General features: G+C 63.4%; 18 protein-coding genes. 12 read left to right on the top strand and 6 right to left on the bottom strand.

Annotation, left to right across the window (positions count from 1 at the left end):
* Positions 1-10: 10 nt before the first annotated feature.
* The 4 genes from ssuD to E8E91_RS13070 are packed head-to-tail and all read left to right on the top strand — an operon-like array spanning position 11 to position 3,020.
* Positions 11-1,165 carry an FMNH2-dependent alkanesulfonate monooxygenase gene (gene ssuD, locus E8E91_RS13085; protein WP_280376113.1) on the top strand — a complete coding sequence of 385 codons (1,155 nt, stop codon included), beginning with the start codon at positions 11-13 and terminating at the stop codon, positions 1,163-1,165.
* 10 nt (positions 1,166-1,175) lie between these two features.
* Positions 1,176-1,961, top strand: a complete 786-nt coding sequence (ssuC, locus tag E8E91_RS13080) for an aliphatic sulfonate ABC transporter permease SsuC (protein ID WP_280376112.1) — start codon at positions 1,176-1,178, stop codon at positions 1,959-1,961.
* Positions 1,958-2,767 (top strand): aliphatic sulfonates ABC transporter ATP-binding protein, encoded by an 810-nt coding sequence (ssuB, locus tag E8E91_RS13075; RefSeq protein ID WP_280376111.1) that lies wholly within the window; start codon positions 1,958-1,960, stop codon positions 2,765-2,767. The genes ssuC and ssuB overlap by 4 nt, the downstream gene beginning before the upstream one ends.
* Positions 2,768-2,804: 37 nt before the next feature.
* Positions 2,805-3,020, top strand: coding sequence for a molybdopterin-binding protein (locus E8E91_RS13070; protein WP_003455791.1), 216 nt, complete (start codon positions 2,805-2,807; stop codon positions 3,018-3,020).
* A 189-nt stretch (positions 3,021-3,209) separates the two neighbouring features.
* Here the strand turns inward: E8E91_RS13070 and aguA are convergent, their stop codons facing one another.
* From aguA to E8E91_RS13045, 5 genes are all read right to left on the bottom strand, one after another.
* The gene (gene aguA, locus E8E91_RS13065) at positions 3,210-4,316 is read right to left on the bottom strand and encodes an agmatine deiminase (protein ID WP_280376110.1); all 1,107 of its coding nucleotides are present in this window, start codon (positions 4,314-4,316) and stop codon (positions 3,210-3,212) included.
* 85 nt (positions 4,317-4,401) lie between these two features.
* Entirely contained in the window at positions 4,402-5,280 is an 879-nt protein-coding gene (aguB, locus tag E8E91_RS13060) for an N-carbamoylputrescine amidase (protein WP_280376109.1), read from the bottom strand.
* A 196-nt stretch (positions 5,281-5,476) separates the two neighbouring features.
* Positions 5,477-6,121 (bottom strand): TetR/AcrR family transcriptional regulator, encoded by a 645-nt coding sequence (locus tag E8E91_RS13055; RefSeq protein ID WP_280376108.1) that lies wholly within the window; start codon positions 6,119-6,121, stop codon positions 5,477-5,479.
* Positions 6,122-6,288: 167 nt separating this feature from the next.
* Positions 6,289-7,350, bottom strand: coding sequence for a polyamine ABC transporter substrate-binding protein (locus tag E8E91_RS13050; RefSeq protein WP_280376107.1), 1,062 nt, complete (start codon positions 7,348-7,350; stop codon positions 6,289-6,291).
* A gap of 150 nt (positions 7,351-7,500) precedes the next feature.
* Entirely contained in the window at positions 7,501-8,886 is a 1,386-nt protein-coding gene (locus E8E91_RS13045; RefSeq protein WP_280376105.1) for a glutamine synthetase family protein, read from the bottom strand.
* Between the two features lie 278 nt (positions 8,887-9,164).
* Between E8E91_RS13045 and E8E91_RS13040 the strand changes: the two genes are divergently transcribed.
* The 8 genes from E8E91_RS13040 to E8E91_RS13005 all read left to right on the top strand — a co-directional run bounded on the left by E8E91_RS13040 (position 9,165) and on the right by E8E91_RS13005 (position 18,409).
* Positions 9,165-9,917, top strand: a complete 753-nt coding sequence (locus tag E8E91_RS13040) for a gamma-glutamyl-gamma-aminobutyrate hydrolase family protein (RefSeq protein ID WP_280376104.1) — start codon at positions 9,165-9,167, stop codon at positions 9,915-9,917.
* A gap of 143 nt (positions 9,918-10,060) precedes the next feature.
* Positions 10,061-11,419: a glutamine synthetase family protein gene (locus tag E8E91_RS13035; protein WP_280376103.1), complete on the top strand. Its 1,359-nt coding sequence runs from the start codon at positions 10,061-10,063 to the stop codon at positions 11,417-11,419.
* A gap of 62 nt (positions 11,420-11,481) precedes the next feature.
* The gene (locus tag E8E91_RS13030) at positions 11,482-12,849 is read left to right on the top strand and encodes an aspartate aminotransferase family protein (RefSeq protein WP_190833114.1); all 1,368 of its coding nucleotides are present in this window, start codon (positions 11,482-11,484) and stop codon (positions 12,847-12,849) included.
* 158 nt (positions 12,850-13,007) lie between these two features.
* Positions 13,008-14,108, top strand: coding sequence for a polyamine ABC transporter substrate-binding protein (locus E8E91_RS13025; protein WP_280376102.1), 1,101 nt, complete (start codon positions 13,008-13,010; stop codon positions 14,106-14,108).
* Positions 14,109-14,268: 160 nt separating this feature from the next.
* A complete protein-coding gene (locus E8E91_RS13020) occupies positions 14,269-15,342 on the top strand; it encodes a polyamine ABC transporter substrate-binding protein (RefSeq protein ID WP_280370991.1) in 1,074 nt (357 codons plus the stop codon).
* A gap of 138 nt (positions 15,343-15,480) precedes the next feature.
* Positions 15,481-16,623, top strand: a complete 1,143-nt coding sequence (potA, locus tag E8E91_RS13015; RefSeq protein WP_280376100.1) for a polyamine ABC transporter ATP-binding protein — start codon at positions 15,481-15,483, stop codon at positions 16,621-16,623.
* Positions 16,624-16,646: 23 nt separating this feature from the next.
* Positions 16,647-17,528 (top strand): ABC transporter permease subunit, encoded by an 882-nt coding sequence (locus E8E91_RS13010; protein ID WP_280376135.1) that lies wholly within the window; start codon positions 16,647-16,649, stop codon positions 17,526-17,528.
* Positions 17,525-18,409, top strand: coding sequence for an ABC transporter permease subunit (locus tag E8E91_RS13005; protein ID WP_280376099.1), 885 nt, complete (start codon positions 17,525-17,527; stop codon positions 18,407-18,409). Before E8E91_RS13010 ends, E8E91_RS13005 begins: the two co-directional genes overlap by 4 nt.
* A gap of 122 nt (positions 18,410-18,531) precedes the next feature.
* On the opposite strand, the gene E8E91_RS13000 is transcribed toward E8E91_RS13005, so the two are convergent.
* Positions 18,532-19,284 (bottom strand): NRDE family protein, encoded by a 753-nt coding sequence (locus E8E91_RS13000; RefSeq protein WP_280376098.1) that lies wholly within the window; start codon positions 19,282-19,284, stop codon positions 18,532-18,534.
* Between the last annotated feature and the right edge of the window lie 33 nt (positions 19,285-19,317).

The following is a 19,317-nucleotide window of genomic DNA, read 5'->3' as shown; positions in this document are numbered from 1 at the left end:
AGACCACTCCATGAGCTTGAACATCTTCTGGTTCCTGCCGACCCACGGCGACGGCCACTACCTCGGCACATCCGAAGGCGCCCGTGCCGTTGACCACGGCTACCTGCAACAGATCGCCCAGGCGGCCGACCGCCTCGGTTTCGGCGGCGTACTGATCCCTACCGGGCGTTCCTGCGAGGACTCCTGGCTGGTGGCGGCTTCGCTGATTCCCGTGACCCAGCGCCTGAAGTTCCTCGTGGCCCTGCGCCCCGGAATCATTTCGCCGACCGTGGCCGCGCGCCAGGCAGCGACCCTGGATCGACTGTCCGGTGGCCGCGCGCTGTTCAACCTGGTGACCGGCGGCGACCCGGACGAACTGGCCGCTGATGGCCTGCACCTGAACCATGAAGAACGTTACGAAGCATCAAGGGAGTTCACCCGCATCTGGCGCCGTGTGCTGGAGGGCGAAACCGTCGACTACGACGGCAAGCACATCCAGGTGAAGGGCGCCAAATTGTTCTACCCGCCGCTGCAGCAGCCGCGTCCGCCGCTGTACTTCGGTGGTTCCTCCGAAGCGGCCCAGGACCTCGCGGCCGAACAGGTGGAGCTGTACCTGACCTGGGGCGAGCCGCCGGCGGCGGTGAAGGAGAAGATCGAGCAGGTGCGCGCCAAGGCCGCCAAACAAGGTCGCACGGTGCGCTTCGGTATCCGCTTGCACGTGATCGTGCGCGAGACCGTTGACGCCGCCTGGGCCGCCGCCGACCGCCTGATCGAGAATCTGGACGATGCCACCATCGCCAAGGCGCAGGCTGCCTTCGCCCGTTTCGATTCGGTGGGCCAGCAGCGCATGGCCGCTCTGCACAACGGTCGCCGCGACAAGCTGGAAGTCAGCCCCAATCTCTGGGCCGGCGTCGGCCTGGTACGCGGTGGTGCCGGTACGGCGCTGGTGGGCGATGGCCCGACGGTGGCCGCGAGAGTGAAGGAGTACGCCGATCTCGGCATCGACACCTTCATCTTCTCCGGCTATCCGCACCTGGAAGAGTCCTATCGCGTCGCCGAACTGCTGTTCCCCCATCTCGATGTGGCCCGTCCGCGCACCAATGACGGCCTGGGTTTCGTCAGCCCGTTCGGCGAGATGGTCGCCAACGAAGCGCTGCCCGAAGCCAAGCTGGCGTCGCAGAGCTGAGGGCGCGGGGATGAAATTCGAATCCTTACTCCTGCGCCTGGCGCCCTGGGCCCTGCCCGTGGCGTTGCTGGCGATCTGGCAGGTCGCGGTGGAAACCGGCCTGCTCTCCACCCGCATCCTGCCCGCGCCGAGTGCGGTGCTGGCGGCGGGCTGGGACCTGCTGTCCAGCGGCGAGATCTGGACTCACCTGGCCATCAGCGGCTGGCGTGCAGGCATCGGCTTCACCATCGGTGGCGGCCTTGGCCTGCTGCTGGGCTTCATCACCGGCCTGTCGAAGTGGGGCGAGCGCCTGCTGGACAGCTCGGTGCAGATGATCCGCAACGTGCCACACCTGGCGCTGATCCCGCTGGTGATCCTGTGGTTCGGCATCGATGAGTCGGCGAAGATTTTCCTGGTCGCCCTCGGCACCCTGTTCCCCATCTACCTCAACACCTACCACGGCATCCGCAACGTCGACCCGGCGCTGGTGGAAATGGCGCGCAGCTACGGTCTGTCCGGCTTCGCGCTGTTCCGCCAGGTGATCCTGCCCGGCGCGCTGCCCTCGATCCTGGTGGGCGTGCGCTTCGCCCTCGGCTTCATGTGGCTGACGCTGATCGTCGCCGAGACCATTTCCGCCAGCTCCGGCATCGGCTACCTGGCGATGAACGCCCGTGAATTCCTGCAGACCGATGTGGTGGTGCTGGCGATCCTGCTCTACGCGGTGCTCGGCAAGCTGGCTGACGTCGCCGCCCGTGGGCTGGAACGCGTCTGGCTGCGCTGGCATCCGGCCTACCAGGCCAAGGGAGGTACCGCATGACCGCCCTGCATGCGCCTCAACGCCTCAAGCGCGGCATTCCGCTGGCGCTGCGTGGCATCGGCAAGTCCTTCGGCGAGCGCGAGGTGCTCAAGGGCATCGACCTGCTGATTCCGGCCGGTCAGTTCGTCGCCGTGGTCGGTCGCAGCGGCTGCGGCAAGAGCACCCTGCTGCGCCTGCTCGCGGGCCTGGACAATCCCTCCCGTGGCGAACTGCTGGCCGGTTCGGCACCGCTGGAAGATGCCCGCGAGGACACGCGCCTGATGTTCCAGGATTCGCGCCTGCTGCCCTGGAAGCGGGTGATCGACAACGTTGGTCTCGGCCTCTCCGGCAACTGGCGGCCGCGTGCCCTCGAAGCCCTCGAAGCGGTTGGCTTGGCCGATCGTGCACAGGAGTGGCCGGCAGCGCTTTCCGGTGGCCAGAAGCAGCGTGTGGCCCTGGCACGCGCGCTGATCCACCAGCCGCGCCTGCTGCTGCTGGACGAACCGCTGGGCGCGCTGGATGCGCTGACCCGCATCGAAATGCAGCAACTGATTGAACGTCTGTGGCAGCAACACGGTTTCACCGTCCTGCTGGTGACCCACGACGTGAATGAAGCCGTGGCGGTTGCCGACCGGGTGATCCTGATCGAGGACGGCGCCATCGGCCTCGATCTCACGGTTGAACTGCATCGCCCCCGTGCCCGCGGTTCGGCGCGCCTGGCCGCGCTGGAAGCCGAGGTGCTGGAACGGGTGCTGGCGTTGCCGCCGGCCCCGCCGGAACCCGAACCCCTTTCCCCCTTGCCCACGCAGTTGCGCTGGGCGCTTTGACCTAAACCCGATATCCCCGAGCAAAGGAACCAACGCCATGACTATCAAAGCCATCAACGTCCGCAACCAGTTCAAGGGCACCATCAAGGAAATCATCGAAGGACCGGTGCTTTCCGAGATCGACGTGCAGACCGCCGCCGGCATCGTCACCTCCGTGATCACCACCCGCTCCGTGCGCGAGCTGGAGCTGGGTATCGGCTCCGAGGTGATTGCCTTCGTGAAATCCACCGAGGTGTCGATCGCGAAGCTGTGATTCACGGGCGCTCAAGACGCTGTCCCTGTGGGGGCGAATTGATGTTGTAGGGGCGAATTCATTCGCCAAGCAGGCCGAAGGTCTGCCCTGCAAGGCATCAGGGGGCAGCTGCGCTGCCCTTGGCGAATGAATTCGCCCCTACAAAAACAAACCCCCGCAAGTGCGGGGGTTTGTTCATTCCAGCTTCACTCAGCGCTTCTGCGGCGCCGGCTGCTGTTGGGTGATGCAGTGGATGTTGCCGCCGCCGAGCAGAATCTCGCGGCCCGGCACCATCACCACTTGGTGCTGCGGGAAGACGCGCTTGAGGATGGCTTCGGCCGTGGCGTCCTTCGCGTCGTCGAACTTGGGCGCGACGATGCCGCCGTTGACGATCAGGAAGTTCACGTAGGAGCCGGCCAGGCGGATGGACGGATCGCGATCCTGGGTGCCTTCCACCAGGTCCACGCCGGCGCACTCTTCCTCGGTGGCGTAGATCGGGCCGGGAATCGGCATCTTGTGCACCACCAGCTGGCGGCCCTTGGCGTCGCGGGCGCTTTCCAGCACCTTCATCGCCGCCTGGCAGCGCGGGAAGTTCGGGTCCTGCGGGTCATCGGTCCAGGCCAGCAGCACTTCGCCCGGGCGCACGTAGCAGCAGAAGTTATCCACATGGCCGTCGGTTTCGTCGTTGTACAGGCCGTCCGGCAGCCAGATCACGGTCTCCACCGCCAGCTGCTCGCGCAGCACCGCCTCGATCTCTTCGCGGGAGAGGTGCGGGTTGCGGTTGCGGTTCAGCAGGCATTCCTCGGTGGTGATCAGGGTGCCTTCGCCATCCACGTGGATAGAGCCGCCCTCCAGCACGAAGCCTTCGGTGCGGTAGCGCTTGCAGCCTTCGATCTCGAGCACTTTGCGCGCCACCTGGTCGTCGCGGTTCCAGGGGAAGTAGAGGCCGCCGTCGAAGCCGCCCCAGGCGTTGAAGGTCCAGTCCACGCCGCGCACTTCGCCCTGGTCGTTGACCACGAAGGTCGGGCCGGTGTCACGCACCCAGGCGTCGTCGTTGGAGATTTCCACCACGCGGATGTTCGGCTCGTCGAGGCGCGCGCGGGCGTTCTCGTACTGTGCGGCGGAGACGCAGACGGTCACCGGCTCGAAGCGGGCGATGGCCTTGGCCACGGCGGTGAAGGCGGCCTGCGCGGGCTTGCCGCCCAGGCGCCAGTTGTCGGGGCGCTCGGGCCAGACCATCCAGGTGCGGGTGTGGGATTCCCATTCGGCCGGCATGCGGAAGCCGTCGTCGCGGGGGAGGCTGTTCAGAGTGTTCATCGATCCACCATCGGTATGGAATGGGGCAGGGGCCAACCTGCTGGCGAACAGTGCATCGCCAGCAGGTTGGCCCCTGTTTTAACTGTCAGGACTCGAGGGAGCCGTCCAGGGTATTGATCGGGGAGTATAGGTTCGGGCGACGGTCGCGGAACACACCCCAGGCACTGCGCACGTGCTCCAGGCGGTCCAGGTCGAAGCTGTGCACCAGAATGCCTTCCTCGGTTTCGTTCAGTTCCTCGACCTTCTTGCCGAACTGGTCGGCAATGAAGGAGGAGCCGTAGAAGGTGATGTCGTAGCCGTCCTGCTCTTCCTTGCCGATGCGGTTGGACGCCACCAGCGGCATCAGGTTGGCGCCGGCATGGCCTTGCTGCACGCGCTGCCAGTGGTCACGGGAGGTGATGTTGGCGTCGTGCGGCTCGCTGCCGATGGCAGTCGGGTAGAAGAGGATTTCGGCGCCCAGCAGGGCCATGCTGCGCGCGGCTTCCGGGAACCACTGGTCCCAGCAGATGCCCACGCCGATCTTGGCGTAGCGGGTGTTCCACACCTTGAAGCCGGTGTCGCCCGGGTTGAAGTAGTACTTCTCGTGGTAGCCGGGGCCGTCCGGGATGTGGCTCTTGCGGTAGACGCCGAGATTGGAGCCGTCGGCATCGATGATGGCGATGCTGTTGAAGCGCGCGCGGCCGGCCTGCTCGAAGTAGCTGATGGGCAGCACGACCTGGAGTTCCTTCGCGACGTTCTGGAAATGCGCGATGGCTTCGTTGGTCTCGGTCGGAGTGGCCAGCTGCAGGTAATCCGGGTTCGGCTTCTGGCAGAAGTAGGGAGTCTCGAAGAGCTCCTGGATCAGGATGATCTGCGCGCCCTTGGCGGCAGCCTGGCGGACCAGCTTCTCAGCGTTGGCGATATTCGCGCCGCGATTCCAGGAACAGGCCATCTGAGTGGCGGCGACAGTAACGATGCGGGACATGGGACACCTCGTCGGAACGTTCTTGAACCCATTGCCGGATATCTATCGGCAATTGGGGCTTTTCCGTGCCGGCGGGGTGTGGGCCGCCGTGCGGATGGCGACTTTATAGTCGATAAAAATCCGCATTGGAAGCGCGATTTTTCTATCGAAGCGCGTTTTCTGATTTATTTGCCGATAAATATCGGGATTTGTCGGCTCAGATTTCCCGAGCCGTGGCTCGTTTTGGCAGGAAGGGCGGCAGGTAGAGGCCGAGGTAGGCATCGAACACCCGCATGCCTTCCTCGGCCAGGCGCGGGGTGATTTCGCCGTGCAGCTGCACGGAGCGGGCGTAGACGCGGTCGCCCAGTTCCATGGCCAGGGCGAAGACGTCGACATCCTCAGGCAGCGCCGGCAGCTCGAAGTGGCGTTCGAACAGGGCGAGCATCAGCCGGCCCAGTTCGATGTCGTGCTGGCGGTCGGCCTGGGTGACTTCGGTGAGGCCGTGCTGGGCGAGGATCAGCTGGCGCGCGGCGGCGTCGGCTGCGTAGATCGACAGCATGCGCTCTTCCACCAGGCGCGAGAGGTCCTGCCAGTGGCGCAGGCTGTCGTGCTCGATGGGCTGCTGGAGGCAGGCGCGGAAGGCCGCGTGGACGTCGGCGGTGAGGGCTTCGAGTATCGCCGGCACGCTGGAGAAGAAGTGATAGACGGAAGAGGGCGGCATCTCCGCACGCTCGGCGACGCTGTAGATCGACAGGTTGGCCACGCCCTGCTCTGCCAGGAGGGCGCGGGCGGCGTCGAGAATCCCGGCGATGCGCAGCTGACTGCTGGCGCGCGGTTTGCGGGCGGTGGCGGTGCGCGACATGGGAGGCTCCTTTCCGAAGAGCCGCTATTGGACGCTAGGCGGTGGTTCAGGAGCAAGCGAACGCGCAGCGATGAACACCGATCGCGATTGGAATTCGTCGTAGGGTGCGCCGTGCGCACCGGGGGCGGTTGCGCGGGCATTTTGGTGCGCGCGGCGCACCCTACCGGCTACTTGCTGCCTTCGCGGAAGGCCGTCCACACCTCATCGCGCGTAGCGCTGAGCTTGTCCGGTACGGGCTCCACGGGGAACAGGCGGCGCTTGGTTTCCTTGTCCGGGTAGAGGCCGGGTTGGTCGCGCAGGCCTGCATCCAGATACTGACGGGCGTCGGCATTGCCACTGGGGTAGAGGGTCGCGCTGGTGACCTTCGCCGCTACTTGCGGGCGCAGCATGAAGTCGATGAACCGGTGTGCGAGGTCGGCCCGTTTGGCGCTGGTGGGAATCGACAGGTTGTCGATGAACACCACCGAGCCTTCGTCCGGGACCATGAAACTCACCGGCTGACCGGCCGCTGCGGCGTTCAGGGCATCGCCGACCCAGGCCATGGCGACGCACAGTTTGCCGGCGTTGAGATCGGCTATGTAGCGCTCGCTGTCGACATAGCGCAGGTTCGGGCGCAGCGCAGCGAGGGTTTCGGCGCTGCGCTTGAGCCGGCTCGGCGCGCTGCGGGAAAGGTTGCGGCCCTGGTAGTTGAGCAGCACGGCGAGGGTTTCGTCGGGGGCGTCCAGCAGGCTGATGCCGCACTGGCCGAGACGCGCGCTCTGGTCGGCCTCGAACAGCAGGCTCCAGCTGTGGGGCAGCGGGCCGCCGAAGGCCTTTTCCGCCTGGGGCGTGTTCACCGCCAGGCCGACGGCGCCCCAGAGGTAGGGCACGGCGTGCTGGTTGTTCGGGTCCATGGCGGCCAGCTTGCTCAGCAGCTGCTTGTCCAGGTGCTGGCGATTGGGCAGCAGGGAGAAGTCCAGCGGCTGCAGGCGGCCTTCCTTGATCAGACGCGGCAGGTCGTTATGGGAGGGCACTGCGACATCGATGGGCTCGCCGCCGGCCAGCGCCTTGTCCAGCTCCTCGGCGCTGCTGAAGGTACGGTAATCGACCTTGATGCCGGTTTCCTTCTGGAATTCCTCCAGTACCTCCGGGGCGATGTAATCGTTCCAGTTGTAGACGCGGATCAGGTCTTCGGCCTGGGCCAGTGCGGGGAGCAATGCGAGCAACAGCGGGGCGAGCAAGCGGGGCATGACGTCCTCCCTGATAGAGCATGCGGGTTCTGGTTTTCTTGGCGTTCGGGTGCTGCAAGGCGCCGCCAGCCGGAGTCGCCCGCTGCGCCGGGGTGTTGCAAGGGTACAGATGCGACAACGCCGGCCCGGGGGCCGGCGTTGTGGACTCGCTTACACGGTATGCAGGTACCAGTTGTACTCGAGGTCGGAGATGGAGTGTTCGAACTCCTCCAGCTCGCTTTCCTTACAGGCAACGAAGATGTCGATGTAATCCGGGCTGATGTACTTGGCCAGGACTTCGCTGTCGTCCAGCTCGCGCAGGGCATCGCGCAGGTTGTTCGGCAGGCTTTGCTCCAGCTGTTCGTAGGAGTTGCCTTCGATGGGCGCGCCAGGCTCGATCTTGTTGGTCAGGCCGTGGTGGATACCCGCCAGGATGGCCGACATCATCAGATAAGGGTTGGCGTCGGCGCCGGCCACGCGGTGCTCGATGCGCACGGCATCTGCGCTGCCAGTGGGCACGCGAACGGCCACGGTGCGGTTGTCCAGGCCCCAGCTCGGCGCGTTCGGCACGTAGAACTGCGCGCCGAAACGGCGGTAGGAGTTCACGTTCGGGCACAGGAAGCCCATGGACGCGGGCATGGTCTCGAGCACACCGCCGACTGCGTGACGCAAAGCGGCGTTCTGCTCGGGATCATCGGAAGCGAAGATGTTCTTGCCGGTCTTCTTGTCGATCAGCGAGATGTGCACGTGCAGGCCGTTGCCCGCCTGGCCCGGGTAGGGCTTGGCCATGAAGGTGGTGTCCATTTCATGGTCGTAGGCGATGTTCTTGATCAGACGCTTGAGCAGTACCGCGTAGTCGCACGCCTTCAGGGCGTCTTCGACGTGGTGCATGTTGACTTCGAACTGGGCCGGGGCGCTTTCCTTGACGATGGCGTCGGCCGGGATGCCCTGGACCTTGGCGCCTTCGAGGATGTCCTGCAGGCAGTCGGCGTATTCGTCCAGATCGTCGATCAGGTACACCTGGGTGGACTGCGGGCGCTTGCCGGAAATGGGCGAACGCGGCGGCTGCGGACGGCCGTTTATGTTCTCCTGGTCGATCAGGTAGAACTCCAGCTCGAACGCGGCGCAGATGGTCAGGCCGAGTTCATCGAATTTTTCCACCACGCGACGCAGGACCTCGCGCGGGTCGGCGAAGAAGGGTTCGCCGTCGCCTTCGACCTCATGCATGGTCATCAGCAGCTGCGCGGTCGGGCGCTTCTGCCAGGGTTCGTCGCTGAGGGTGCTGGGAATGGGATAGCAGATGCGGTCTGCGTCGCCGATGTCCAGGCCGAGGCCGGTGCTTTCGACGGTGGAACCGTTGATATCGAGAGCGAAGATCGAAGCGGGGAGGTTGATGCCTTTCTCGTAGACTTTGGTCAGGCTGGCGCGTTCGATTCGCTTGCCTCGCACCACTCCATTCATATCTGCGATCAACAGGTCGACGAACTGGACCTCAGGATGTTCCTTAAGGAATTCGTTCGCTTCTTGAAGCTGAACGGCACGCGGGGGTACCGACATGATGCAACACCTTTTTTGTTAAAAATATCAATCACGCTCTATCTAAGGTGTGAGTCAATCCGAATCACCCCTTGATGTCAAGCGAGCCCTATTTTGCCCCAAAAACGGGCTCGATGGCCAGTTTTGGGGCGTTTCGGGGCGCCCGAACCTCTCTCCGAACCTTGTCAGGCGTGGGGCTCAGCGGGGCGTGTTCAATTTTTTACAGCCCTATTGTGTAAAAAAATGAACAACGCTAAGCTCGGTCGAAACCCATAACAGACAAATAAAACGGGTGTCTCATGTCTCGCCTGCCGTTGATAGGCGTATCCGCTTGCACCAGAGAGATCGGTCCTCAGACTTATCATATAGCTGGCGACAAGTATCTGCGTGCGGTAGCGGTCGGAGCCGGTGGAATTCCGCTGGTGATTCCAGCCCTCGCTGAACTGATGGACCAGGCGACCCTGCTGTCCGGCCTGGACGGTCTTCTCCTTACCGGCTCCCCTTCCAATGTGGAGCCCCATCAATATGAAGGCACCGCATCCGAGCCCGGCACCCGTCACGATCCCGCCCGGGATCGCACCACTCTGCCCCTTGTCCGCGCCGCCATTGAAGCCGGTATCCCTGTTCTGGGCATTTGCCGGGGCTTCCAGGAAATGAACGTCGCCCTCGGGGGCACTCTGCACCAGCGCGTGCATGAAGTAGAAGGATTCATGGACCACCGCGAGCCGGCCAATGAGCCGCGCGAGGTGCAATACGCTCCCCGTCATGCATTGAAGGTGCAGCCGGGCGGCGTACTCGACGGCATCGGCTTGCCGTCCGAGATTCAAGTCAACTCCATTCATGGCCAGGGCGTTGAACGTCTGGCGCCGGGCCTGCGTGTAGAGGCTCTGGCGCCCGATGGGTTGGTCGAGGCCTTTTCGGTCGAAGGCGCCAGGAGCTTTGCCCTGGGGGTGCAATGGCATCCCGAGTGGCAAGTGCAGACCAACCCGAACTATCTCGCCATCTTCCAGGCCTTTGGTGAGGCTTGCAGGGAGAAGGCGGGGAAACGCTGAGCGGGAGAACTCTTCAGGAAACCGGCGAAGTTGCCGTGTCGCGTAGTTGGGACTGTACTGATCGCGCGGCCGGTGCCTCGATGGGTGCGTCCGGCACGAAACTGCAGAAGCCTCTTAGCGAAGCTCTCAACCCTGAGGTCTTTATGACTACCAAGCTCGACCAGCTGACAGGCTGGCTGAAAGAACGCAAAATCACCGAAGTTGAATGCATGATCAGCGATCTTACCGGCATTGCTCGCGGTAAGATCTCGCCGACCAACAAGTTCCTGGACGAGAAGGGCATGCGCCTCCCCGAGAGCGTGCTGCTGCAAACCGTGACCGGCGACTATGTTGAGGACGACATCTATTACGAGCTGCTCGACCCGGCGGACATCGACATGTTCTGCCGCCCGGACGAGAGCGCCGTGTACCTGGTGCCTTGGGCCATCGAGCCCACCGCCATGGTGATCCACGACACCTTCGACAAGCAGGGCAACCCCATCGAGCTGTCGCCCCGCAACCTCCTGAAGAAGGTGCTCAAGCTGTACGCAGATAAAGGCTGGAAACCCATCGTCGCCCCGGAGATGGAGTTCTACCTGACCAAGCGTTGCGACGACCCGGACTTCCCTCTGCAGGCTCCGCTGGGCCGCTCGGGCCGCCCGGAAACCGGTCGCCAGTCCTTCTCCATCGATGCGGCGAACGAATTCGACCCGCTGTTCGAGGATATGTACGACTGGTGCGAGATGCAGGACCTGGACCTCGACACCCTGATCCACGAGGAAGGTCCGGCGCAGATGGAAATCAACTTCCGTCACGGCGACGCCCTGGAGCTGGCGGACCAGATCCTGGTGTTCAAGCGCACCATGCGCGAGGCCGCGCTCAAGCACAACGTGGCGGCGACCTTCATGGCCAAGCCGATCACCGACGAGCCGGGCAGCGCCATGCACCTGCACCAGAGCGTGATCGACATCAATACCGGGAAGAACATCTTCTCCAACGATGACGGTTCCATGAGCGAGCTGTTCCTGCACCACATCGGCGGCCTGCAGAAGTACATCCCCGAAGTGCTGCCGCTGTTCGCACCCAACGTGAACTCCTTCCGCCGCTTCCTGCCGGACACCTCCGCGCCGGTGAACGTCGAGTGGGGCGAGGAAAACCGCACCGTGGGCCTGCGCGTACCGGATGCCGGTCCGCAGAACCGCCGTGTGGAGAACCGTCTGGCTGGCGCCGACGCCAACCCTTACCTGGCCATCGCCGCGAGCCTGCTGTGCGGCTACATCGGCATGGTGGAAGGCGTGAAACCGAGCGCGCCGGTCAAGGGCCGTGGCTACGAGCGCCGCAACCTGCGCCTGCCGCTGACCATCGAGGCAGCGCTGGAGCGGATGGAAGCCTGCCGCGACATCGAGAAGTACCTGGGCGACAAGTTCGTGACGGCCTACGTGGCGGTCAAGCGCGCCGAGCACGAGAACTTCAAACGGGTGATCAGTTCCTGGGAGCGTGAGTTCCTGCTGCTCTCCGTCTAATCCGGAACGGAGGCCGGCCGCCTCGGCCGGCCCTCCAGATACGTGTTTACTGAGGTAATGAAATGAATAGCCAAGTGACCAACCCCAAGACCCTTGAATGGCAAGCGCTCGGTCGTGACCACCATCTGCCGCCGTTCACCGACTACAAGGCGCTGAACGCCAAGGGTGCGCGGATCATCACCAAGGCCGAAGGCGTGTACATCTGGGATAGCGAAGGCAACAAGATCCTCGATGGCATGGCCGGCCTGTGGTGCGTCAACGTCGGCTACGGCCGCGAGGAGCTGGTCCAGGCGGCGACCCGGCAGATGCGTGAACTGCCCTTCTACAACCTGTTCTTCCAGACCGCGCATCCGCCGGCGGTGGAACTCTCCAAGGCAATTGCCGAGATCGCACCGGAAGGCATGAACCATGTGTTCTTCACCGGTTCGGGCTCGGAAGCCAACGACACCGTGCTGCGCATGGTCCGCCACTACTGGGCGATCAAAGGCCAGCCGCAGAAGAAAGTCATCATCGGCCGCTGGAACGGCTACCACGGCTCGACCGTGGCCGGTGTCAGCCTCGGCGGCATGAAGGCCCTGCATGAGCAGGGTGACCTGCCGATTCCCGGCATCGAACACATTGCCCAGCCTTACTGGTTCGGCGAGGGCGGCGACATGGCGCCGGCCGAGTTCGGCGTCTGGGCGGCAGAGCAGCTGGAGAAGAAGATTCTCGAAGTGGGCGAGGACAAGGTTGCTGCTTTCATCGCCGAGCCCATCCAGGGTGCGGGTGGCGTGATCGTTCCGCCGGAAACCTACTGGCCGAAGATCCGCGAAGTCCTCGCCAAGTACGACATCCTGTTCATCGCCGACGAAGTGATCTGCGGCTTCGGCCGTACCGGCGAATGGTTCGGTAGCCAGTACTACGGCAACGCCCCGGACCTGATGCCGATCGCCAAGGGCCTGACCTCCGGTTACATCCCCATGGGCGGCGTGATTGTCCGCGACGAGATCGTCCATACCCTGAATGAGGGTGGGGAGTTCTACCACGGCTTCACCTACTCTGGTCATCCGGTAGCGGCAGCGGTGGCGTTGGAGAACATCCGCATCCTGCGCGAAGAGAAGATCGTCGAGAAAGTGAAGGCTGAAACGGCACCGTATTTGCAGCAGCGCTGGCAGGAGCTGGCCGACCACCCGTTGGTTGGCGAGGCGCGCGGTGTCGGCATGGTGGCGGCGCTGGAACTGGTCAAGAACAAGCAGACCCGTGAGCGTTTCGCCGGTGGTGTAGGGATGCTGTGCCGCGAGCACTGCTTCCGTAACGGCCTGATCATGCGCGCGGTGGGTGACACCATGATCATCTCGCCGCCGCTGGTGATCAGCAAAGACGAAGTCGACGAATTGGTGACCAAGGCACGCAAGTGCCTGGACCTCACCCTGGCTGAAGTAAAAGGCTAAGAAAAAGAGGGCTTGAGGGTGGCATTTGGAGATGCCGCCTGTTGTAAGCAAGCCCTCTAACTTGCCAGACTTCGCCGGTGCGTTGGCCAGGCTCACCGAGTGGTGGCGTATTTGGTACGACGCCACTCGGACACTTCAACAATAATGGAGCTACCCGCATGATCAAAACCTTCGGCAAGACCCTGCTCGCCATGACCCTGGCGGGTGCCGTGGCCGGTATGGCCCAGGCTGACGACAAAGTACTGCACGTCTACAACTGGTCGGACTACATCGCGCCGGATACGGTCGAGAAGTTCACCAAGGAAACCGGCATCAAGGTCGTCTACGACGTCTTCGACTCCAACGAAACCCTCGAAGCCAAGCTCCTGGCCGGCAAGTCCGGTTACGACATCGTCGTGCCGTCCAACAACTTCCTGGCCAAGCAGATCAAGGCCAAGGTCTATCAGCCGCTGGACAAGTCCAAGCTGCCGAACTGGAAGAACCTGGACACCAACCTGCTGAAGACCGTCGAAGTGTCCGATCCGGGCAACCAGTACGCCTTCCCCTACATGTGGGGCTCCATCGGCATCGGCTACAACCCGGACAAGGTCAAGGCCGTCCTGGGCGACAACGCTCCGGTGGATTCCTGGGACCTGCTGTTCAAGCCGGAGAACATCGAGAAGCTGAAGTCCTGCGGCGTTTCCTTCCTCGACTCGCCGACCGAGATCCTGCCGATCGCCCTGAAGTACCTGGGCCACGATCCGCTGAGCCAGGACCCGAAACAGCTGAAGGAAGCCGAGGCGCTGTTCCTCAAGATCCGTCCGCACATCACCTACTTCCACTCCTCCAAGTACATCTCGGACCTCGCCAACGGCAACCTCTGCGTGGCGGTGGGCTACTCGGGTGACGTGTACCAGGCCAAGTCCCGCGCCGAAGAGGCCAAGGGTGGCGTGAAGGTCGCTTACAACATTCCGAAGGAAGGTGCTGGCACCTTCTTCGACATGGTCGCGATCCCGGCCGATGCCGCCAACCCGGATGCCGCCTATGCCTTCATGAACTTCCTGATGAAGCCGGAAATCATGGCGGAGATCACCAACGAAGTGCAGTTCCCCAACGGCAACGCCGCTGCCACTTCGCTGGTTGACGAGGCGATCCGCAAGGACCCGGGCATCTACCCGACCGCGGACACCATGGCCAAGCTCTATGCCTTCCCGGACCTGCCGGCCAAGGTACAGCGCGCCATGACCCGTACCTGGACCACCATCAAGTCGGGCAAGTAAGCACGGCTCCCGTGCCCGGCGGGGAGATCCCCGCCGGTGCCCGGACCACCCCGCGCGATACCACGAGTTGACTGGCCCTGGTTGCTGGAATGACCCGGGCTTCTTCCGGCACCACCGGATAACAGAAGAGGACGAACCTGTGCACTTCCCCATCCGCAAGATGATGATCACTGCAGCAGCAACCCTGACCCTGGTTTCCCAGGCCCAGGCTGATCAGACGGTGCATATCTATAACTGGTCGGACTACATCGGCGAGACCACCCTGGCGGATTTCCAGAAGGAAACCGGCATCAAGCCGGTGTACGACGTCTTCGACTCCAACGAAACCCTGGAAGGCAAGTTGCTGGCGGGCCGTACCGGTTACGACGTGGTCGTGCCGTCCAACCACTTCCTCGGCAAACAGATCAAGGCGGGCGCGTTCCAGAAACTCGACCGCAGCCAGCTGCCCAACTGGCAGAACCTGGACCCCAACCTGCTCAAGCAGCTCCAGCGCAACGACCCGGGCAATGAGTACGCCGTTCCCTACCTCTGGGGCACCAACGGCATCGGTTACAACGTGGAGAAGGTCAAGGCTGTGCTCGGCGTCGACCATATCGACTCCTGGTCGGCCATCTTCGAGCCCGAGAACATCAAGAAGCTCAGCCAGTGCGGCGTGGCTTTCCTCGACTCGGCGGATGAAATGATTCCCGCCGTGCTCAATTACATGGGCCTGGACCCCAACAGCACCAACCCGGACGACTACAAGAAGGCCGAGGAGAAGCTGATGGCGGTACGCCCCTACGTCACCTATTTCCACTCTTCCAAGTACATCGGCGACCTGGCCAATGGCGACATCTGCGTCGCCGCCGGTTTCTCCGGTGACATCTTCCAGGCCGCCGCGCGTGCCGAAGAAGCCGGCAAGGGTGTCGAGATCGCCTACGCAATCCCGAAAGAGGGCGGCAACCTCTGGTTCGACATGCTGGCCGTTCCGGCCGACGCGGCGAATGCCAAGCAAGCCCATGCCTTCATCAACTATCTGCTCAAGCCCGAGGTGATCGCCAAGGTCAGCGATTACGTCGGCTACGCCAACCCCAACCTGAAGGCTGGGGAGCTCATGAATCAGGAAGTACGCACCGATGAGTCCGTCTACCCGCCACAAGCGGTGCTGGACAAGCTGTATGTGTCGGCGGAATTGCCGCCGAAAGTCCAGCGGCTGATGACCCGCAGCTGGACCAAGGTCAAGTCGGGCAAGTAATGCAACGTCGGCGGCCCGTGGTGTGGCGGACCCGTCGGTGACAATCCGGCCGGGCCAGGCAGGATGCCTGTCTCGTGCCCATGCTGTATAAACGCGCCCGGCCGCGGTGGTCGGGTAGTAATTTCTGGGAGTGTGGTAATGGCAATAGCCTCCGGTGCCTACAAGAAAGCCCTTGAGGGCAGCCAGCAACCCAAAGAGGTGCTGGTCAAGATCGACCGGGTGACCAAGAAGTTCGACGAGACGGTGGCGGTGGACGATGTTTCGCTGACCATCAACAAGGGTGAGATCTTCGCCCTGCTCGGCGGCTCCGGTTCGGGTAAATCAACTCTCCTTCGCATGCTCGCCGGCTTCGAACGGCCGACCGAAGGGCGCATCATGCTCGACGGCGTGGACATTACCGACATGCCACCCTACGAGCGCCCGATCAACATGATGTTCCAGTCCTATGCGCTCTTCCCGCATATGACTGTTGCGCAGAACATCGCCTTCGGACTTAAACAGGACAGGCTTCCGGCTGCCGAGATCGATGCGCGCGTCAACGAGATGCTCAAGCTCGTGCAGATGACCCAGTACGCCAAGCGCAAGCCGCACCAGTTGTCCGGCGGCCAGCGCCAGCGCGTGGCCCTGGCCCGCTCGCTGGCCAAGCGTCCGAAGCTGCTGCTGCTCGACGAACCCATGGGCGCCCTGGACAAGAAGCTGCGCTCGCAGATGCAACTGGAACTGGTGGAGATCATCGAGCGCGTGGGCGTGACCTGCGTGATGGTGACCCACGATCAGGAAGAGGCCATGACCATGGCCCAGCGCATCGCCATCATGCACCTGGGCTGCATCGAGCAGATCGGTAGCCCTGTGGACATCTACGAGACCCCCATCAGCCGCCTGGTGTGCGAGTTCATCGGCAACGTCAACATCTTCGACGGCGAAGTGGTGGAAGACTACGAGGCCCATGCGCTGATCGCCTGCCCGCAACTGGAGCGCCCGATCTACGTCGGCCACGGCGTGACCACCTCCCTGCAGGACAAGCGCATCACCTACGCCCTGCGTCCGGAGAAGCTGCTGGTGACCACCGAGCAGCCCACCTGCGAGTACAACTGGTCGCGCGGCCGGATCCACGACATCGCCTACCTGGGCGGTCACTCGGTGTTCTACGTCAAGCTGCCAAACGGCTCCATCGTCCAGTCCTTCGTCGCCAACGCCGAGCGCCGTGGCACGCGTCCGACCTGGGATGACGAAGTGTACGTCTGGTGGGAAGACGACAGCGGCGTGGTACTGCGGTCATGAGAATTCCCAAACTGAGTAACCTGCTGCCGACCGGCCGGCATCTCGTCATCGGGATACCGTTCTTCTGGCTGTTCCTGTTCTTCATGCTGCCCTTCGCCATCGTGCTGAAGATCAGCTTTGCCGAAGCCGACGTGGCGATCCCGCCGTACACGGAGATCTACACCTGGGCGGACAACCAGCTGCAACTCATCCTCAACCTGGGTAACTACCTGATACTCAACGAGGACGAGCTGTACCTGGCGGCCTATCTGGGCTCGCTGAAGATCGCCTTCTTCAGCACCCTGATGTGCCTGCTGATCGGCTACCCGATGGCCTACGCCATCGCCCGTGCCAGCAAGGAAGCGCAGACCGTGCTGCTGCTGCTGATCATGATGCCGACCTGGACGGCGATCCTGATCCGCGTCTACGCCTGGATGGGCATCCTCAGCAACAACGGCCTGCTCAACAGCTTCCTGATGGGCATCGGTCTGATCGACGAGCCGCTGCAGATCCTCAACACCAACCTGGCGGTCTACATCGGCGTTGTCTATTCGTACCTGCCGTTCATGATCCTGCCGCTCTACGCCAACCTGGTGAAGCATGACCCGAGTCTGCTGGAGGCTGCGTCGGACCTCGGTTCGAGCACGTTCAACAGCTTCTGGAAAATCACCGTGCCGCTGTCGAAGAACGGCATCATCGCCGGCTCCATGCTGGTGTTCATCCCGGTGGTGGGTGAGTTCGTGATCCCGGAACTGCTCGGCGGCCCGGAGACCCTGATGATCGGCAAGGTGCTGTGGCAGGAGTTCTTCAACAACCGCGACTGGCCGGTGGCATCCGCCCTGGCGGTGGTGATGCTGGCGATCCTGATCGTCCCCATCATCCTGTTCAACCGTAACCAGGCCAAAGAACTGGAGGGCAAGGTATGAAGCGCTTCAGTTTCTCCACCGTGATGCTGTGGGTAGGTCTGCTGTTCATCTACCTGCCGATGATCATCCTGGTCATCTACTCCTTCAACGCCTCCAAGCTGGTGACCGTCTGGGGCGGCTGGTCGGTGAAGTGGTACGTGGGCCTCCTGGACAACACCCAGCTGATGAACTCGGTGGGCCGTTCCCTGGAGATTGCCCTCTATACCGCGGTCGCTGCCGTTGCCCTGGGTACCCTGGCTGCCTTCGTGCTGACCCGCATCCCGCGCTTCCGTGGCCGCACCATGTTCGGTGGCATGGTCACCGCGCCGCTGGTTATGCCGGAGGTGATCACCGGTCTGTCGCTGCTGCTGCTCTTCGTGGCCATGGCGCAATTGATCGGCTGGCCCCAGGAGCGTGGCATCGTCACCATCTGGATCGCCCACACCACCTTCTGCTCGGCCTATGTGGCCATCGTGGTGTCGGCGCGCCTGCGTGAACTGGACCTGTCCATCGAAGAAGCGGCAATGGACCTGGGCGCGCGTCCGTGGAAGGTGTTCATCCTGATCACCATCCCGATGATCGCGCCGTCCCTGGCGGCGGGCGGCATGATGTCCTTCGCCCTGTCCCTGGACGACCTGGTGCTGGCGAGCTTCGTGTCCGGTCCCGGTTCCACCACCCTGCCGATGGAGGTCTTCTCCGCCGTGCGTCTGGGCGTGAAGCCGGAGATCAACGCCGTGGCCAGCCTGATCCTGCTGACCGTCTCGCTGTTCACCTTCTTCGCCTGGTTCTTCTCTCGCCAGGCCGAGGAGCGCCGCAAGCGGGCCATCCAGCAGGCGATGGAAACCATGGCCGAGGAAGCCGCTTCCTCCAGCTGGAAGCCGGCCTCCACCCAGGCTGCCTGATCCAGCGCTGCAAAAGACAAAGGCCACCTTCGGGTGGCCTTTGTCGTTTCAGGGCGCTAGGAAACTTGTCTTGTGGGAGCGAATTCATTCGCGATTGAAATCGCTCCTACAGGGTGCCCGGGCTAGTCCTTCAGCTCCATCCGCACATCCCCCAGCTTGGCGCCATAGGGGCCGTAGCTGCGCTCCACCAACTCGCGGCTGCCGTCCGCGCGGACGACCAGCGCCGAGCTGGCGCGGGTGCCGTAGGTGCGGGTGGCGATGAACACGCTGGAGAGCATGCGCTCGGTGTTCAGCCCCACGCCGGTGTCCGGGAGGATGTGGTCCGGCGCAACCTCCGGGTCATGCAGCAGATTGAGCAGGGCGTCGGTGGACGCCGGTTCCAGGCATTCGGCAATGGCTGCCTTGCCGCGCTCGACCTTGGGCCAGGGTGTATCCAGGTCGGCGTTGGACACGCCATAGATACCCGGCTGAAGGTTGATCGGTCCGCCAGTGCGGGGGTTGAGGAACCACAGTTCGCGGTCGTCGCCCACCAGCAGGTTGAAGCCCGAATAATCACCGGCCCGGCGCAGGGCATCTTCGAGGAACTCGCCCGGCCCCATGGTTCCACGCAGGAACTGCACGCAGAGCTCGCCACGGGTGCGGCCGACCGGGGGCGTTCGAGGGTCGCGGATATTGGTGAGGGCGGCGAATCGGCCCTTGGGCCCGGCGCCGAGCCAGGTACCTCCGGCTTCCAGATCGCGTCCGGCGATTACGCCGGGTGCGTCTTCCCATTTCGCCATGGGGAGGGTGGGACGTGCGTAGAATTCATCGCGGTTAGCAGCGAGCACCAGCGGGACTTCGTGTCCGGGGCGCCATGCGAATACGATCAGGCACATGGAGTCGTCTCCTTGTTATGAGCCGGAGTGTAG

Origin of the sequence: Pseudomonas sp. BN515 (genome assembly GCF_029873155.1) — a bacterium.
Classification (GTDB): Bacteria; Pseudomonadota; Gammaproteobacteria; order Pseudomonadales; family Pseudomonadaceae; genus Metapseudomonas.
This window is presented reverse-complemented; position numbering and strand designations above follow the sequence as displayed.

Excerpts from the sequence above, each read along its gene's own strand:
- ssuD (WP_280376113.1), top strand. The coding sequence starts at position 11 with ATGAGCTTGAACATCTTCTGGTTCCTGCCGACCCACGGCGACGGCCAC.
- ssuB (WP_280376111.1), top strand. The coding sequence starts at position 1,958 with ATGACCGCCCTGCATGCGCCTCAACGCCTCAAGCGCGGCATTCCGCTG.
- potA (WP_280376100.1), top strand. The coding sequence starts at position 15,481 with ATGGCAATAGCCTCCGGTGCCTACAAGAAAGCCCTTGAGGGCAGCCAG.
- aguB (WP_280376109.1), bottom strand. The coding sequence starts at position 5,280 with ATGTCCCGCATCGTTACTGTCGCCGCCACTCAGATGGCCTGTTCCTGG.
- E8E91_RS13045 (WP_280376105.1), bottom strand. The coding sequence starts at position 8,886 with ATGTCGGTACCCCCGCGTGCCGTTCAGCTTCAAGAAGCGAACGAATTC.
- E8E91_RS13040 (WP_280376104.1), top strand. The coding sequence starts at position 9,165 with ATGTCTCGCCTGCCGTTGATAGGCGTATCCGCTTGCACCAGAGAGATC.
- E8E91_RS13020 (WP_280370991.1), top strand. The coding sequence starts at position 14,269 with ATGATGATCACTGCAGCAGCAACCCTGACCCTGGTTTCCCAGGCCCAG.
- E8E91_RS13070 (WP_003455791.1), top strand. The coding sequence starts at position 2,805 with ATGACTATCAAAGCCATCAACGTCCGCAACCAGTTCAAGGGCACCATC.
- aguA (WP_280376110.1), bottom strand. The coding sequence starts at position 4,316 with ATGAACACTCTGAACAGCCTCCCCCGCGACGACGGCTTCCGCATGCCG.
- E8E91_RS13005 (WP_280376099.1), top strand. The coding sequence starts at position 17,525 with ATGAAGCGCTTCAGTTTCTCCACCGTGATGCTGTGGGTAGGTCTGCTG.
- E8E91_RS13055 (WP_280376108.1), bottom strand. The coding sequence starts at position 6,121 with ATGTCGCGCACCGCCACCGCCCGCAAACCGCGCGCCAGCAGTCAGCTG.
- E8E91_RS13000 (WP_280376098.1), bottom strand. The coding sequence starts at position 19,284 with ATGTGCCTGATCGTATTCGCATGGCGCCCCGGACACGAAGTCCCGCTG.
- E8E91_RS13025 (WP_280376102.1), top strand. The coding sequence starts at position 13,008 with ATGATCAAAACCTTCGGCAAGACCCTGCTCGCCATGACCCTGGCGGGT.
- E8E91_RS13030 (WP_190833114.1), top strand. The coding sequence starts at position 11,482 with ATGAATAGCCAAGTGACCAACCCCAAGACCCTTGAATGGCAAGCGCTC.
- E8E91_RS13035 (WP_280376103.1), top strand. The coding sequence starts at position 10,061 with ATGACTACCAAGCTCGACCAGCTGACAGGCTGGCTGAAAGAACGCAAA.
- ssuC (WP_280376112.1), top strand. The coding sequence starts at position 1,176 with ATGAAATTCGAATCCTTACTCCTGCGCCTGGCGCCCTGGGCCCTGCCC.
- E8E91_RS13050 (WP_280376107.1), bottom strand. The coding sequence starts at position 7,350 with ATGCCCCGCTTGCTCGCCCCGCTGTTGCTCGCATTGCTCCCCGCACTG.